11 protein-coding genes are annotated in these 15,888 nt (G+C 57.7%); 4 read left to right on the top strand and 7 right to left on the bottom strand.

The window, feature by feature from the left end:
- Nucleotide 1 precedes the first annotated feature (1 nt).
- The gene (gene secD, locus I9182_RS04610; RefSeq protein WP_209596854.1) at nt 2–1,663 is read right to left on the bottom strand and encodes a protein translocase subunit SecD; all 1,662 of its coding nucleotides are present in this window, start codon (nt 1,661–1,663) and stop codon (nt 2–4) included.
- A 33-nt stretch (nt 1,664–1,696) separates the two neighbouring features.
- The gene (yajC, locus tag I9182_RS04615; protein ID WP_209503494.1) at nt 1,697–1,984 is read right to left on the bottom strand and encodes a preprotein translocase subunit YajC; all 288 of its coding nucleotides are present in this window, start codon (nt 1,982–1,984) and stop codon (nt 1,697–1,699) included.
- A gap of 201 nt (nt 1,985–2,185) precedes the next feature.
- On the opposite strand from yajC, the gene I9182_RS04620 reads away from it, so the two are divergent.
- Nucleotides 2,186–3,850, top strand: coding sequence for a mechanosensitive ion channel domain-containing protein (locus I9182_RS04620; protein WP_245220394.1), 1,665 nt, complete (start codon nt 2,186–2,188; stop codon nt 3,848–3,850).
- A 72-nt stretch (nt 3,851–3,922) separates the two neighbouring features.
- Entirely contained in the window at nt 3,923–5,215 is a 1,293-nt protein-coding gene (gene serS / locus I9182_RS04625) for a serine--tRNA ligase (protein WP_209596856.1), read from the top strand.
- A 58-nt stretch (nt 5,216–5,273) separates the two neighbouring features.
- On the opposite strand, the gene I9182_RS04630 is transcribed toward serS, so the two are convergent.
- The 5 genes from I9182_RS04630 to I9182_RS04650 all read right to left on the bottom strand — a co-directional run bounded on the left by I9182_RS04630 (nt 5,274) and on the right by I9182_RS04650 (nt 10,633).
- On the bottom strand, nt 5,274–5,840 hold the full coding sequence (locus tag I9182_RS04630; protein WP_209596859.1) for a helix-hairpin-helix domain-containing protein: 567 nt from the start codon (nt 5,838–5,840) through the stop codon (nt 5,274–5,276).
- A 92-nt stretch (nt 5,841–5,932) separates the two neighbouring features.
- Entirely contained in the window at nt 5,933–6,916 is a 984-nt protein-coding gene (locus I9182_RS04635) for a fatty acid desaturase (RefSeq protein WP_209596861.1), read from the bottom strand.
- A gap of 165 nt (nt 6,917–7,081) precedes the next feature.
- The gene (der, locus tag I9182_RS04640) at nt 7,082–8,545 is read right to left on the bottom strand and encodes a ribosome biogenesis GTPase Der (RefSeq protein WP_209596863.1); all 1,464 of its coding nucleotides are present in this window, start codon (nt 8,543–8,545) and stop codon (nt 7,082–7,084) included.
- Between the two features lie 49 nt (nt 8,546–8,594).
- Nucleotides 8,595–9,887, bottom strand: coding sequence for a PQQ-like beta-propeller repeat protein (locus I9182_RS04645; protein ID WP_245222499.1), 1,293 nt, complete (start codon nt 9,885–9,887; stop codon nt 8,595–8,597).
- A 74-nt stretch (nt 9,888–9,961) separates the two neighbouring features.
- Nucleotides 9,962–10,633 (bottom strand): hypothetical protein, encoded by a 672-nt coding sequence (locus tag I9182_RS04650; protein WP_209596865.1) that lies wholly within the window; start codon nt 10,631–10,633, stop codon nt 9,962–9,964.
- Nucleotides 10,634–10,858: 225 nt separating this feature from the next.
- Between I9182_RS04650 and I9182_RS04655 the strand changes: the two genes are divergently transcribed.
- Together I9182_RS04655 and I9182_RS04660 are read left to right on the top strand one after the other, a co-directional pair.
- Nucleotides 10,859–12,085, top strand: coding sequence for an efflux RND transporter periplasmic adaptor subunit (locus I9182_RS04655; RefSeq protein ID WP_209503480.1), 1,227 nt, complete (start codon nt 10,859–10,861; stop codon nt 12,083–12,085).
- Entirely contained in the window at nt 12,082–15,861 is a 3,780-nt protein-coding gene (locus I9182_RS04660; RefSeq protein WP_209503478.1) for an efflux RND transporter permease subunit, read from the top strand. The genes I9182_RS04655 and I9182_RS04660 overlap by 4 nt, the downstream gene beginning before the upstream one ends.
- Nucleotides 15,862–15,888: the final 27 nt, after the last annotated feature.

Below are 15,888 nucleotides of genomic sequence, written 5' to 3' on the forward strand. Positions count from 1 at the left end.
ATCAAACCTCGATCGTTTTCGGTCGGCGGCGTTCGAACCACATGACAACCATCAGGCGCGTCACGAAGATCGCGGTAAAGACCGATGTCAGGATACCCAGACCCAGTGTAATTGCGAACCCGCGCACAGGGCCGCTGCCCATGGCAAACAGGATAACGGCGGTGATGAAGGTGGTTATGTTGGCATCCAGAATGGCCGACAGCGCCTTTTCATATCCCAGATCGATGGCGCGGGCCGGACCTCTGGCGGATTTCAGTTCTTCGCGGATGCGCTCAAAGATCAGCACGTTGGCATCCACTGCCATACCGACCGTCAGAACGATCCCCGCAATCCCCGGCAGAGTCAGGGTTGCGCCGATCAGGGACAGCAAGCCGAACAACAAGCCCACGTTGATGATCAACGCGACATTGGCGAAGACACCGAACAAACCATAGCTGAGCGCCATGAAGGTCAGCACGGCGACAAAGGCCACGATTGTGGCAACTTTGCCTGCGTCGATACTATCCTGCCCCAGTTCGGGTCCGATGGTGCGTTCTTCCAGGAATTCCAGCCCCGCAGGCAACGCACCTGCACGCAACAGGACGGCCAGATTGGTGCTTTCCTCAACGGTGAAGTTACCGGTGATGATCCCCGACCCGCCCGGGATATGGCTTTGGATCACGGGGGCCGAGATCACTTCGTCATCCAGAACGATGGCAAAGGGTGCGCCGATATTGTCACGGGTATAGTCCCCGAACTTGCGTGCACCGGATGTGTTGAACCGGAAGTTGACAGCAGGGCGACCGTTCTGATCAAAGGACGGCTGCGCGTCTACCAGTTCCTCTCCTGTTACGACCGGGGCGGATTCGATGTTGTAGTAGACTTCGTTTTCGTCGATCGACGGCACGATTTTTTCACCGACGCCTGCAACGGCATCCGGATCGGTTCCGCGCCCGACAACCGGGTTGAAGGTCAACTGTGCTGTTGTTCCGATAATTTCCTTCAGCTCGCCCGCGCTGCCAATGCCGGGCACCTGAATCAGGATGCGATCAGCACCTTGACGCTGGATTGTGGGCTCTCGCGTGCCTACCTCGTCGATCCGGCGGCGGATGATTTCCAGCGCCTGACGCACCGTGCGGTCATCCGAGGCCAGTTTTTCTGCCTCGGACAACTGAACGACAATTGTATCCCCTTCGGCACGGACTTCGATATCTGTGGCGCCAACACCTGTCAGGGTCTGGACCTGACGGGCCAGCCCGCGCACGGCCTCCAACGCCTGCGGCATTCCTTCGGGCTGACTGATGCGTACGCGAATCTCATCCGCGGCCGAGTCCTGACGGCGGATGGTTCCCACTGTGGCACGTTCCTCGCGCAGGGCATCGCGGATTTCCGGCCACATCGCCTCCATCCGGGAGTCGTAGACGTCTTGTACCTGTACTTCGGCCAGCAGATGTGCGCCGCCGCGCAGGTCGAGGCCAAGATTGACCAAGGATGACGGCAACCAACTCGGCCATTGCGCGGCTTCAGCCTGCATCTGGGGTGTGTCGTTGCCCAGCTCGATCGCGGCTTTGGCGTCGTTGGATTGTTCGACCCGCGTGTAAAACGCGTTTGGCAGGGCCATGAGCAGACCGATCACACAGACCAGCCAGATCAGAACCCGCTTCCAGGTATCAAATTGCAGCATTACCCTGCCTTTTCAAGGAATTTTCGCGCGAAATTACTTCGCCGGTTCGGTCTTGTTCAGAACCTGGGCGATGGTCGATTTGACCACGCGAATCTTGACGCCCTCGGCGATTTCGACCTCGATCTCGTTATCGCCTTCCTTGACCTTCGACACCTTGCCGATCACGCCCCCTTGAGTGATCACCTGATCACCCCGGCGCACGGCATCGACCATGGCCTGATGTTCCTTCATCTTCTTCTGCTGCGGACGGATCAGCAGGAAATACATGATCGCGAAGATCAGGATCAGCGGGAGAAACTGGGCGATTGCACCACCATCCATGGGATATTCCTTTGTTCTAGTCTTGCGGCACAGTTCCGCAAATTTGGGCGGAACCTATGCTTTGAAATGTCGGTTTGCAAGCAAAGGCGGTCATGTATCCCTCCTGAAAACGGGCACATACCGGCAACTACGGGCAAAGCGTTGCAGATATGTCCTAGGAACATAACCAAAACCGGTTATAGTTTATCCGAAGGGGGACACATGACGCGGCCACTCAAGCCTTTCCTTTCGTTGCTTTATTTACTGACTGCCCTGTCGGTGAGTGTGTGGCTGTCCGGTGCGGCCTCGTCGCAGGAAGCACCCGCTGAATCCCCCCTGTCCGAGACTGCGGAATCGGACACGTTCATGGCCCCGGTTATCGTGGACGGGGACATTCTGTTTCAGGTGCGGGGATCCAGCGCCCTGCCTGCTCCGGAGCGCGCCGAAGGCGTACACGATAAGATCATTGCGGTTGCGGAAGCGTCGGAAGCACCTTTGGTCGAGATCACCTATGAAGAGACCCAGTTTGGTATCCGAATTCTGGCCGATGGCCAAAGAATCTCGATCGTGACCAAAGCTGACGCTGAACTGGATCAGATGGAACTAAGTGTTCTGAGCGTCTTGCATGGCGATGCGATCAAACAGTCCATCGAGGCGTACCGAGCCAGCCGAACCGATCAGGCGCGCGTTTCCGGTGCTATTGAAGCGGCTGCCTGGACGTTGGGATTTGTCCTGTTTGTTGTCACTATCCTGTGGCTGCACCGTCGGATCAGGCGTCGCACGTTGAAGCTGGTAAAACGCTTCTTAAAGGATGTCGAAACGGCGACAGCCAAAAGCGTTCAGGCTGAAGCAATCGCGGCACTTATCCGCTATGGTCTGAACTTCGTGCTGTTGATCATATTCTTTCTCGGTTTCTACTATTATCTGTCCTTTGTTCTTTTGGCTTTTGCGGAAACCCGATATTTCGCGCAGCTTCTGCTAACCTATCTGACCGAGCCGGTGCTGCTTATCTTCCGGGGCATCCTCAGCTATATCCCCAATCTGATCATGCTGGGTCTGATCGCTTGGGTCACTTTGTACATTATCAAGGGCCTGCGCGTGTTCTTTGATGCGGTCGAAGCCGGTTCGTTCGAAATGGGTGATTTCGAAAAACACTGGGTCAACCCGACGTTCAACATTGCCCGTGTCGTCGTTATTCTGATCGCGCTGGTTTTTGCGGTTCCCTATATTCCGGGCTCAGATTCCGCCGCGTTCCAGGGGTTGACCATTCTGGTCGGCGCCATGCTGTCTTTGGGCGCAAACTCAGTCGTGTCCAACATGCTGGCCGGGCTGTTTGTGATTTACCGCAGATCTACCTCGATCGGCGACCGAATCCAGATCGGGGACCATATCGGCGATGTGGTTCAGATCAAACTGATGGAGACCCACCTGAAGTCGATCAAGAACGAGCTGATTTCAATCCCCAATGCACAACTGATGAATTCAGATGTCGTGAACTTTTCGAAGAAAACTGATGGTAGCGGGCTGTTGCTGCACACGACCGTTGGTATCGGCTACGAAGAACCCCCTGAGAAGGTTGAGGCAATGCTGATCGAGGCGGCCAACCGCACCTCGGGCATCAAGGCCAATCCCGGACCTTTTGTGCTTTGGACGGCCTTGGCCGATTACGCGATCAACTATCAGATCAACGGTTACACCACCCGTGGCAGCATCATCCCCAAAATCCGTTCGGACCTGCATCGAAACATTGTTGCGGTATTTAACGAAAACAATGTGCAGATCATGACGCCTTCTTATGTGGCTGACCCGCCTGAACCTAAAATACCGGCCGGGGCATGGGAGGGCCATCTGGCGCATGAAACCCACGAAGACGCTGATAAGTCGTAACCGGTGCTACACCCTGCCCCGCAGATGGTGCATAAGCGGGTTCGGTGATTCACGCATTCAAGGATCTGAGACATGCACGACATCCGCGCCATTCGCGAAAACCCTGCCGCCTTCGACGCCGCCCTAGCGCGCCGTGGGGACGCGCCGGTGTCGTCAGATCTGCTGAGGATGGACGAAAGCCGACGTGCCAAGATTCTGGCCGCAGAGACGGCCCAGGCCGAACAGAACAAGGCCAGCAAAGAGGTCGGCGCTGCCAAAGGCCGCGGGGATGAGGCTGAATTCGAACGCCTGCGCGCGCTGGTTGCCGAGAAAAAGGCCGAAGTCGCCCGGATGCAGACCGAGGCCAAGGATCTGGATGCCTTGCTGACCGATCAACTGGCCCGTATCGCCAACCTGCCTGCCGATGACGTGCCGCAAGGCGCGGATGAAAACGACAATGTCGAGGTCACCCGCTGGGGCACCCCGCGTGATTTCAGCTTTGCACCGAAAGAGCATTACGACATTCCCGCCGTCGCAGCCGCAATGGATTTCGAAACCGCCGCCAAAACCAGCGGCAGCCGATTTGTGAACCTGTCCAAGGGGGTTGCCCGTATCCACCGCGCGTTGGCTCAGTTCATGTTGGACACGCATATCGACAAGAACGGTCTGACAGAAATGCAGACACCGGTCCTGGTTCGGGATGAGGCGATGTATGGCACGGATAAACTGCCGAAATTCGGTGACGACAGCTATCAGACGACCAATGGCTGGTGGCTGATCCCAACCTCCGAGGTCACGCTGACTTATTCAGTGGCCGGTGACATTCTTGAAGAGACTGCCCTGCCCATCCGTATGACCGCCCATACTGTCTGTTTCAGGTCCGAGGCCGGAAGTGCCGGCAAGGACACCGCAGGGATGCTGCGCCAGCACCAGTTCGAAAAGGTCGAGATGGTCTCGATCACCCATCCTGACGCGTCAGATGACGAGCAAAAGCGCATGTTGCGCTGCGCCGAGGATCTGCTGGAACAGTTGGGTATTCCCTATCGCACTGTTGTTTTGTGCACCGGTGATATGGGCTTTGGCGCGCGCCGCACCTATGACATCGAAGCGTGGCTGCCCGGACAGGACACCTATCGCGAGATCAGCTCGGTCTCGACCACAGGCGCGTTTCAGGCACGCCGGATGAATGCCCGTTTCAGGCCTGAAAATGGTGGCAAGCCCGAATTTGTACATACTCTGAACGGTTCCGGTCTGGCTGTCGGGCGTTGCCTAATCGCTGTTCTGGAGAATGGGCAGAATGAAGACGGCACTGTTTCGCTGCCCGAAGCACTTGGCCCTTATTTGGGCGGCAAGCTGACCCTGCAACTGGACGGTACGTTGGCCTGACAGACGAAGCCGGCGCCGTCCGGCACCGGTTAGGACATCAACAGAAGGCGAAGAGGTTTCACTTCTTCGCTTTTTTCTTGTCCTTCTTCTTTCCGCTTTTTTTACCGTCTTTCTTTTTTCCGTCTTTTTTTGACTTCTTGTCCTTTTTGGATTTGGCCTTCACCTTGTCCTTAGCCTTTGAAAAAGCGGCTTCCATCTCTTTGCGTTTTTTCGCGGCTTTTTCGGCCTTAGCCTTGGCTTTGGCCTTTTTCTTTTCAGCAGCTTCGGCTTTTTCGGCGGCTGCTTTTTCTTCTGCCGCCTTGCGTGCGGCTTCCTCGACCCGTTTCTCGGCTGCGGCTGCGGCGATTGTTTTGCGTGGCGCGGCTTTGCGTTCGGAAGGCCTGCGCGCCGCCGGAGTCCGGGCCGCAGTTCGGCGTGTTGCCGGTTTCGCAGCCGCCGGTTTTGCGGCAACGGCTTCTTTGGCAGATGCAATCAAAACCAACGCGCGCGCCTCACCGATCCGAGGGACCTTGACCAAATCAGCGGGAGTTGCCTTGGCTATTGCCTCGGCGGTCTTGAAACCATTGGTAACAAGGGCCTGGCCAAGCGCCTCTCCTACACCTTTTATGTCGGTCACAGCGGTCATTATGGGTCCTTTCTCTGTCTGATTACTGGCTCGTATATACAAAAGATACACGAGCCCGCAAGCTGTGTGGTGGTCGTCTCTGTTCTGCCAGCTTAGTTATGGGCAAGACCAGCGGCTCGGTTGTTTCTCGGAAAGGGTACAAGGCGCTTGGCATCTTCGTCCCATAGCTTCAGGTTCAATGCCGCCACGGCCTCGGGAAACTTGATCCGGCGAGGGGTGTATTCCGGCGGCAGATTATAATGGCAGGCACGCAGGCGATATGATGGGATGCGCGCGTTGAAATGGTGGATGTCGTGCAACGTGATGCAGGCCACAGCCATATCGAACCACCACCCGAAATCCAGTGCGGATGATCCCTCAAGCGCCGCTGTCTGAGGATTCAGGTCAGGGCGGCGATCCCAGTAAGTGTCTTCGAAGTTGTGTTGAAGATAAACGAGGAAGACGCCCAGCATTCCACCCAAAAAGGAAAACACCAACCAAACCCAAATGCCCGTCATACCGGCGATCAGATACAACAATCCAAGAAAAACGACGATCGACAGATTGTGCAACACCACACCTTTGGCACCAAATCGCACCGTGTTCTTGGGCCAGCGATATCGGATGAAATAGGTGAACAACGCGCCGACCGGAACCAGGATGAACGGATTGCGATACAGCCTGTAAAACAAACGCGTTTTCCAATCAGCCGTATTCCACTCTCGCAGAGTCATCGTATGAATTTCACCCGTCTCGCGATGTTCAAGATTTCCGATGCCCGCATGGTGCAGATTGTGGTTCTGCTTCATCACCTCGAACGGGGCGAAAGTGAAAGGTGACAGGCCATGCCCTGCCCATTCGTTTTGAATCCGTGTTTCAAACAGAGAGTGATGCCCACAATCATGTTGCAGCACATAAAGCCGTACTGCGGCAAAGGCGAACACGATCCCGGCGGGTATCATGATGTACCAGCGATCAACAAAGGTGATCGCAAGGGTCAACGACGCAAAATACACCGCAAATGTGCCAAAATAACTTGCCGCGGCCAATCTGTTGTCCTGCACCGCGTAATGTCTTGTATATTCCCTCAAATCCATCCAGCCGTCTCCTTACGATGGCCGTTCAGTTTTCTGTTCAAATCTAGGTGCGGCTAGTCCGCGTGCAAGCAGTGCGTGCCCAAACAAATGCACACGCATGAATGCTAGCGTGGAGAACAGAAACTGTCACGCCCCCGTGAGGTAAGATGCTGAAAATTGGCGCAGTTACGCGCGGCCCTTGAGATGTTTGGCCAAGGCGCCGGCATTTTTCTTGCGCCGTGCCTTATATGGGTTCTTGTCACCCTGCCCGCGCAGCGTCAGTCGGATTGGCGTGCCAGGCATGTCAAAGTCCTGGCGCAACCCGTTGACCAGATAGCGGGTATAGCTTTCGGGCATCTTATCGGGATGAGAACACATCACAACAAAACCCGGCGGCCGCGTTTTCGCCTGGGTCATATAGCGCAGCTTGATGCGGCGGCCCTGTGGGGCTGGCGGCGGGTGTTGTTCCAGCATGGCAGTCAGCCACCGGTTCAACGCCGCGGTTGGCACACGGCGGTTCCAGACGTCATGGGCGCGCAGGATGGCGGCGCGCAATCTCTCAAGCCCGCGGCCCGTTTTCGCCGAGACGGTTACCAGAGGGGCTCCGCGCAGCTGCGGCAGCAAGCGATCGAAGGCTTCTTTCAGTTCCCGCAGCTTTTCCTGCTTGTTTTCCTCGACGTCCCACTTGTTTACAGCAACAACAACAGCCCGGCCTTCGCGTTCGGCCAAATCGGCAATTCTCAGGTCCTGTTGTTCAAATGGAATGGCCGCGTCCAGAAGTACGACGACAACCTCGGCGAACTTCACCGCGCGCAAACCGTCTGACACGGAAAGCTTTTCCAGCTTTTCCTGTATCTTTGCTTTCTTACGCATTCCCGCCGTGTCAAAGATCCGCATCGGAGTGCTTTCTCCGTCCGGGTCGGCCCAATCGATCCGCAGGCTGATAGCGTCACGGGTGATCCCGGCCTCAGGTCCGGTCAACAGGCGGTCTTCGCCGATGATTTTGTTGATCAGCGTGGACTTGCCCGCATTCGGACGGCCAACCACGGCCACCTGCAAAGGCTTGGCAGAGGTGATCAGGGGCATTTCGCCCTCACCGTCTTCATCCAGCTCGATCTCAGTTTCCGGGGCTTCCTCGATCTGCTTTTCCTCGGCTGCATCCGCCAATGGCATCAGCTGAGCATAAAGGTCGGTCATCCCCTCGCCATGTTCACCCGACATGCGCACCGGTTCACCCAGACCCAGATTGTATGCCTCGAGCACCCCGGCATCCGCTGCGCTGCCTTCAGCCTTGTTGGCGGCAAGGATCACGTGCTTGGACCGCTTGCGCAGTATTTCTGCAAACATCTCATCCGTGGGCGTCAGCCCGACCCGCGCGTCGATCATGAACAGGCAGACATCGGCCATGTCTACTGCGCGTTCGGTCAGGCGGCGCATCCTGCCCTGCAAACTGTCATCTGTCGCGTCTTCAAGCCCGGCCGTGTCGATTACGGTAAAGCGCAGATCGCCCAGACGCCCTTCGCCCTCGCGCAAGTCACGCGTCACACCTGGCTGGTCGTCGACCAGAGCCAGACGTTTGCCCACGAGGCGGTTGAACAATGTGGATTTGCCCACATTCGGGCGCCCCACGATGGCGAGGGTCAGCGACATGATACTCTACTTTCAAGACTCAAGTTGCGCCCTTTAACGCATCTTGCCGTCAACGGAAAGCGTGTAGATCACCTTTGGTCGAAACAACATACAGCGTCTGCCCGGCCACAACGGGGGATGCTGTCGCGCCACCGGGAACCTCAGCCTGATGAACCAGTGTTCCGTCAACTGGATTGAAGAACCGCAGATACCCGTCGTTGGACGCGACCACGATACGACCACCGGCCAGAATTGGGCCGTAATGCGCAAAGATCGGTCCCCGGCGACCGCGCTTGTCCTTGACAAAGCCCGGCAGATCCTGCGCCCAGATGACAGACCCGTCCGCCGCGTTCAGGCGCACCAGTTGGCTGCGATCACTGATCAGGAAAATGCTGTTGCCCGCAGGCCAGACAGTATCGACCGCACCTTCGTCTGCTGTCCACCGGCGTTCACCGGAAGCGGCATCAAATGCGACGGTCCGGCCCGAGTGATTGCCGATGTAGATACTGTTGCCAACAACCATCGGACCGCCGGTCACATCAACGATCTGCGCCGCAGCGCGCCCGCGACGCCCCCCTGCTACAGACGCGTTCCAGCGACGGATACCGCCGCGGCGGAACGTGGCAGCCACGTCACCCGAGCCAAAGGCGAATACAGCCAGATCAGATGCAATTGCAGGCGCAGGCGCACCCAGAACGTTCCCGACGCTGGGTGTCCCCTCGATTTGCCAGGCTATGCGTCCGTCCTTTGTGTTTACAGCCCACCCAGTTTCGTCTCCGGCCACGACGTATAACAGCCCGTCATTCACCAGCGGTGCGCCGCTGCCCGTCGCTTCCAGGCGTTTTTGCCAGCGCACGGCACCCGATTTAGCGTCCAGCGCGGTCAACCGACCGAACCCCGACGACACATACAGGACGCCGTCGGCATAAGCCAAACCACCACCTGTTGCATCCGAGTCGCCATCACTTGGCGGGATCAGGTCGGCCTCCCATGCCAACTGTCCCTGCGGTGTGACCGCTGAAACGGTCGCTCCTGAGTCCAGTGTGAAAATCAAACCTCCTGCAACCACCGGCTCGGCGGTAATGCGCTGCTTGCGCGAGTCACCCTGCCCGATCGAAACTGACCAGATCCGCTGTGGCGTCGCGCGCAAAGCGGCATGCGTGGTCCGGTACGCAGGCGTTCCCGGACTTTGAGACCAGTTGGCGTTGACCTGTTGCCCCGGCAGGCTGATCGGTTGCGAACCGCGCTTTTCGACCGTTTCAAGATCTGAAACAGGGCGAATATCCTCGCGTTCACCGGGCAGAATGGCTTCGGGCGGCTCACAGGCCGCCAATGCGGTCAGGGCCAGCGCCGCAAAAGGCATTCCCGTGCGGGAAAAAAATCTTTTTACCATGATACTCCGAACTCGCCTGTCGTTAAGTCTTTTGTCCCGCCTGGTCAGCCTTGCTGCGCCACCAAAGGTTCAGGTTCACCACCCAAAGCAATGATCATTTGCGCGGCGCGCTGTTGCAGGTCGATACCCACCTCGGCATCCTGCCGCAGTGCCTGCAACCGGTCCAGCGCAGCATCGACATTGCCATCGGCCACGTCAATCAGGGCCAACTGCTCTTCCGCCAGCAACCGCAGCGGGGCTCCGGGGGCTGCCAACGCCTCGAACTGCTGGCGTCGGTCGGCGGCAGGCAAGGTATCGCCTTGCAACAGCAGCGATTTGAAGCTTGCAATCGCGCGGTAAATCTCGGGCAGGTCGCCCTGTACGGCCACCGCGTTCAGGCTGTTGACCGCGTCCTCTCGGGATCCGGATTCGACCTGTGACGCGGACAGCAACATATCCAGCACGGCTTTCCCGCCCGGTGACATCGCCTCTGCCTGCGCAAGACCTGCAGCCCTTGCAGCCGGGTCATTTTCGGACAACGCAGCAAGAATCGTGTCACCCAATTGCTGAGCTTGCGCCGTGGCCCGAGCCTTGCGGTATTCATTGAAAGCCGCACCGCCTACGATCAACACGACCGCGACGACGCCCACCCAGCCCCAGCGACGCAACAGCAGATAGATCCGGTCGCGGCGCACCTCTTCGGTGACCTCATCAATGAAACTGTCAGTATCGCTCATCCATGCCCCCGGGCTGTCAATCTTGTATAAGTGCGCCATGTCATACCCCGGCACCAACGCCAAGCCAAGGGTCCGATTTTGCACATTTTGACCGCTTTGCTTCCCTCTTGCGAAAAAAAGAAAACCGAACTATTCAGTTCAGTATGGAAAAGATGCCGAACAAACCCCATTTCAAGGCGTAACAGCCCAAGTTTTAATGGCGCAGATTCTTAGGAGAAACACTGTATGCGTTTGATTTCTTTCATCAACGCTCTTCTCGTGATTGTTGCACTGTATTTTTTGGTGTTTGAACGTGACACCTTGTTCGCCTTTGCCGGGCGCGGTGAAGCCGGGGAAGCGACACAAGACGAAGCAGCGGAAACCGATAACTCCGATATCTCTGCAGTGGGTGTTGTCGCCCTGCGCTCGCAAGCGCGTGAAATTGACAGCGCCGTGCTGCTGCGCGGTCAGACCAAGGCAAACCGGCAGGTCGAAGTGCTTTCGGAAACCACGTCCACCGTTATCTCTGAACCTAAACGCAAAGGTGCGTTTGTTGAGGCGGGCGATATATTATGCGAGCTTGATCCCGGCACGCGCCCGGCGCAACTGGCCGAAGCCATGGCGGGCAAACTGGAAGCCCAGAGCCGCATACCCGAAGCCGAAGCACGCCTGACAGAGGCACATGCGCTTGTTGCCGAGGCCGAGATCAATCTGACAGCCTCGCGCAAACTGGCTGAAACCGGCTATGCGTCGGAAACCCGTCGCATCTCCAGCGAAGCGGTGATGAGCTCAGCGGAAGCCGGTGTGAAAACAGCCGAAGCCGGACTGGAAGCCACGCGTGCAGGCATCGAAGCAGCCGCAGCAGCAGTCGAGGCCGCGCAGCGAGAGGTTGGCCGCCTGACCATCAAAGCCCCCTTCAAGGGCTTGCTGGAAAGCGACACTGCAGAACTGGGCAGCCTGATGCAGCCTGGATCACTTTGCGCGACTGTCATTCAACTGGACCCGATCAAGCTGGTCGGCTTCGTACCCGAGACCGAAGTCAATCGGGTGCTTGTTGGGTCCGAAGCATCGGCAACACTTGTGACCGGTCGGCAATTGGGGGGGCGGGTCACGTTCCTGAGCCGGTCCGCGGACGAGACAACACGTACATTCGAGGTGGAAATCACCGTTCCGAACCCCGACTTGACCATTCGCGACGGTCAGACGGCGACAATCAGCATCGCCGCCGAGGGCGCGAAAGCCCACCTGCTGCCGCAATCGGCGCTGACTCTTAGCAACGAAGGGCAATTGGGTGTGCGCACAGTTGGCGCAGGCAACGTTGTTGACTTCATGCCAGTCCGCATCCTGCGCGACACCGCCGAAGGTGTCTGGATCGACGGTCTTCCGGAAACGGTTGATATCATCGTGGTCGGGCAGGAATTCGTGATCCGCGGTGTTACCGTTGCACCAACTTATCGGGAAGCCTCGCAATGACGGGTATCGTCGCATGGGCCGCAGGCAGGGCCCGAATGGTTATGGCGTTCATCGCCATTTCACTGGTCGTAGGCGGCTTTGCCTATGTCTCGCTTCCGAAAGAGGGTGAACCGGATATCGAAATCCCTGCCCTTTTCGTTTCGGTGCAGTTTCCCGGAATTTCAGCAGAAGACTCGGAAAACCTTTTGGTCAAGCCGATGGAGACCGAGCTGGCGGATCTCGACGGACTCAAGGAAATGACGTCGACTGCGGCCGAAGGCTATGCCGGGGTCGCGCTGGAGTTTGAATTCGGCTGGGACAAGACCTCGATCATGGCGGACGTGCGCGATGCCATGAACACGGCCCAGGCTGATTTCCCTGAAGGTGCGGAACAATACTCGCTGACGGAAATCAACTTTTCCGAATTCCCGATCGTCATCGTCAACCTGACCGGAGCTGTTCCGGAACGCACAATGGCCCGTGTCGCCAAGGATTTGCAGGACGAGCTTGAGGCGCTGGATTCCGTTCTCGAAGCGGGTATCGCGGGCAATCGTGACGAGTTGCTTGAGGTCATCATCGACCCCCTGCGGCTTGAGGCGTACAACGTGACCGCGGCCGAGCTGATCAACGTCGTACGAAACAACAACCAGTTGATCGCAGCGGGCGAAGTCGAAACCGCACAGGGTACATTCTCGGTCAAGATCCCGTCGTCATTCAAAACAGCGCAGGATGTCTATGCCTTGCCGGTCAAGGTCAATGGCGACCGGGTTGTTACGCTGGGAGAGCTTGCGCAGATCAACTACACTTTTGAAGATCGCGAAGGTACCGCCCGTTTCAACGGCGAGGCGACCGTCGCGCTGCAGGTTGTCAAACGCAAGGGATTTAACCTGATCGACACCGTTACGCAGGTGAAAGAAACCATTGCTCTGGCCAAGACCAAATGGCCGCCCGAGCTTCAGGCGGCGGTCGAGCTTGGGACGTCGAACGACCAGAGCCGTATTGTCGGTTCGATGGTCAGTCAGCTTGAAGGGTCCGTTCTGACTGCAATCGCCTTGGTAATGATCGTGGTTCTGGCATCTTTGGGTACGCGGGCCGCGCTTTTGGTGGGTTTTGCAATCCCGACCTCGTTCCTGCTGTGTTTCGCGTTTCTGGCAGTCATGGGTGTCAGTATCTCGAACATCGTTATGTTCGGCCTCATTCTGGCCGTGGGGATGCTGGTTGACGGTGCCATCGTGGTGGTGGAATACGCAGATAAACGCATCAAGGAAGGCGTCGGCCCGATGCATGCTTATGTCGAGGCGGCCCAACGTATGTTCTGGCCCATTGTATCCTCGACCGCGACGACGCTATGCGCCTTCCTGCCGATGCTGTTCTGGCCCGGTATTCCGGGCGAATTCATGGGAATGTTGCCGGTCACGCTGATCTTTGTTCTGTCGGCTTCGCTGATCGTGGCGCTGATCTACCTGCCAGTCATGGGTGGTGTTTCGGGGCGTCTGAGCCGCGTTTTTGACCGGTCTTCGAATTGGCTCCGGGCGCGTACCCGGTGGTGGGTTCGGGCGGTGATGGTGCCCCCGTCGCTCTACATGATTTTCCTTGGCGCAATGCAGGTTCTGAACCCTGACTATCTTCTGCCCGGAGGAGTGGTCGCCGGTGCCCTGCTGTTCCTGTTCGGGGCCTTTGCCGGGTCTGTAACGCTGAGCGCGGCCAAGTTCGAACGAGCGGAAGAAGACCACGTCCACACCGCTGACGAACACACACCTTTCGGACATGTGATCGGGTTCCTTGTCGGCAACCCGATCATGCCGATCGTGTCGCTGGCGGCAGTTTTCTCTGCCGTGTATTTCGTGACCTTCGTCTGGTTCCCGCAGGAATCCCGAGGTGTCGAATTCTTCGTTGAAAGCGAACCGGAACAGGCAACTGCTTACGTCCGTGCCCGTGGCAACCTGTCACTGGCTGAAAAAGACGAGATGGTGCTGCAGGCCGAACAGATCATTGGATCTCATCCGGCAGTAATCAACGTCTTTTCCTTTGCAGGCGAAGGTGGTCTGAACCAGAACACCGGCGGTGCGCAGGCACCGGCGGACACGGTGGGGCGCGTCCAGTTCGAAATTATCCCATGGGAAGATCGCCCGAACGTTTCGGAATCCGCTTTGTGGGGATTGTTTGAGCGCCACTTTGTGGCTCCAGAATTTGATGGCGATTACGTAATCGACGATCTTAACGCCAAACTGGCGACAATACCCGGAATCGTTGTTGAAATCCTGGCATTGGAACAGGGCCCGGCCTCGGCCAAGCCCGTTCACCTGCGCATCAAGGGGGACGGTTGGGACGAACTGACATCGGCCACCGTCACCGCGCGCCAGATATTTGACGAAACGCCGGGGCTGATCAAAACCGAAGACACCCTGCCCTTGCCGGGCATCGATTGGCAAATCGACGTCGATGTGGCGAAGGCCGGCCGGTTTGGGGCTGATGTGGCCACCGTCGGTGCCATGGTGCAGCTGGTGACACGCGGCATCCTGCTGGGTGAGATGCGCCCCGACAGCACAGATGAAGAGATCGAGATCCGTGTCCGATTGCCGGAAGAGGATCGCGTGCTGTCGACATTGGACACGCTCAAGGTCCGCACGCCGGACGGGTTGGTTCCGCTGTCGAACTTCGTGACCCGGGAACCTGTGGCCAAACTGGCCCAGATCAACCGTGTCGACCAGCAACGTTATTACGATGTGAAGGCCGATGTCGAACCGGGGCTGAGCAAGGTTGTGACCAAAGGGCCGGACGGGAAAGAAGAACGTCTGGCCGTAATGCGCGAAGTGGCAGACGGTTATTCTCCAACCGGCACTGTGTTGGACGGCGACGGAGGAAAGTCCTACGAGCTGGTTCAACTGACCGGTGCAGAGAGTATTGACCAGCTGCGTAGCGCGATTGACGCAGGAGACACGCAGTTCGCCCTGATTAACCCGAATGAGCGGATTGCGGTTCTGACCGAATGGCTTGAAACCAGCCCCTTCGCCAACTCGATCAGTTGGGAATGGACCGGGGATCAGGAAGAGCAGGCTGAATCCGGCGCATTTCTGGTGAACGCCTTCATGGGCGCATTGGGGCTGATGTTCGTGATCCTGCTGGCCCAGTTCAACTCGTTCTACAATTCGGTGCTGGTGCTGTTGGCGGTTGTTCTTTCGACCACCGGGGTGCTGATCGGCATGATCGTGATGGAGCAACCCTTTTCGATCATCATGACCGGCACTGGCATCGTTGCGCTGGCAGGAATTGTGGTGAACAACAACATTGTTCTGATCGATACCTATCAGGAATACAGCGCCTATATGCCAAGGATCGATGCAATCGTCCGCACTGCGGAATCGCGTATCCGCCCGGTTTTGCTGACCACGTTGACAACGATGGCAGGTCTGACCCCGATGATGTTTGGGCTTTCGCTAGACTTCATCAATGGCGGCTATTCCATCGACAGTCCCACCGCCCTGTGGTGGAAACAGCTGGCCACAGCGGTTGTCTTTGGTCTTGGCATCGCCACTGTTCTCACGCTGATCGTGACGCCGTCGCTTCTGGCACTGCGTGTCTGGGTGACAACTTACGCTGTCTGGCTCAGCCGCGGGCTTGCCCGTGTGACTGCGGGGCGGTCCAGTCAGATCGCACAGGACATGGCTATTGGTCGCTCTGCCCGCAAACTACAGGCGACCGAGATTGTGTGGGACGAGCCGTCACAATCCGAGGCCCGGCCGCGAGACGAACCTATAGATCAGGTTCCGGGATCGCCGCTAAAAGCTGCAGAATAAGGATGAAAGGACCGGGATTCCCGGTCC

Source organism: Ruegeria sp. HKCCSP351 (genome assembly GCF_017872535.1).
GTDB lineage: Bacteria > Pseudomonadota > Alphaproteobacteria > Rhodobacterales > Rhodobacteraceae > Ruegeria.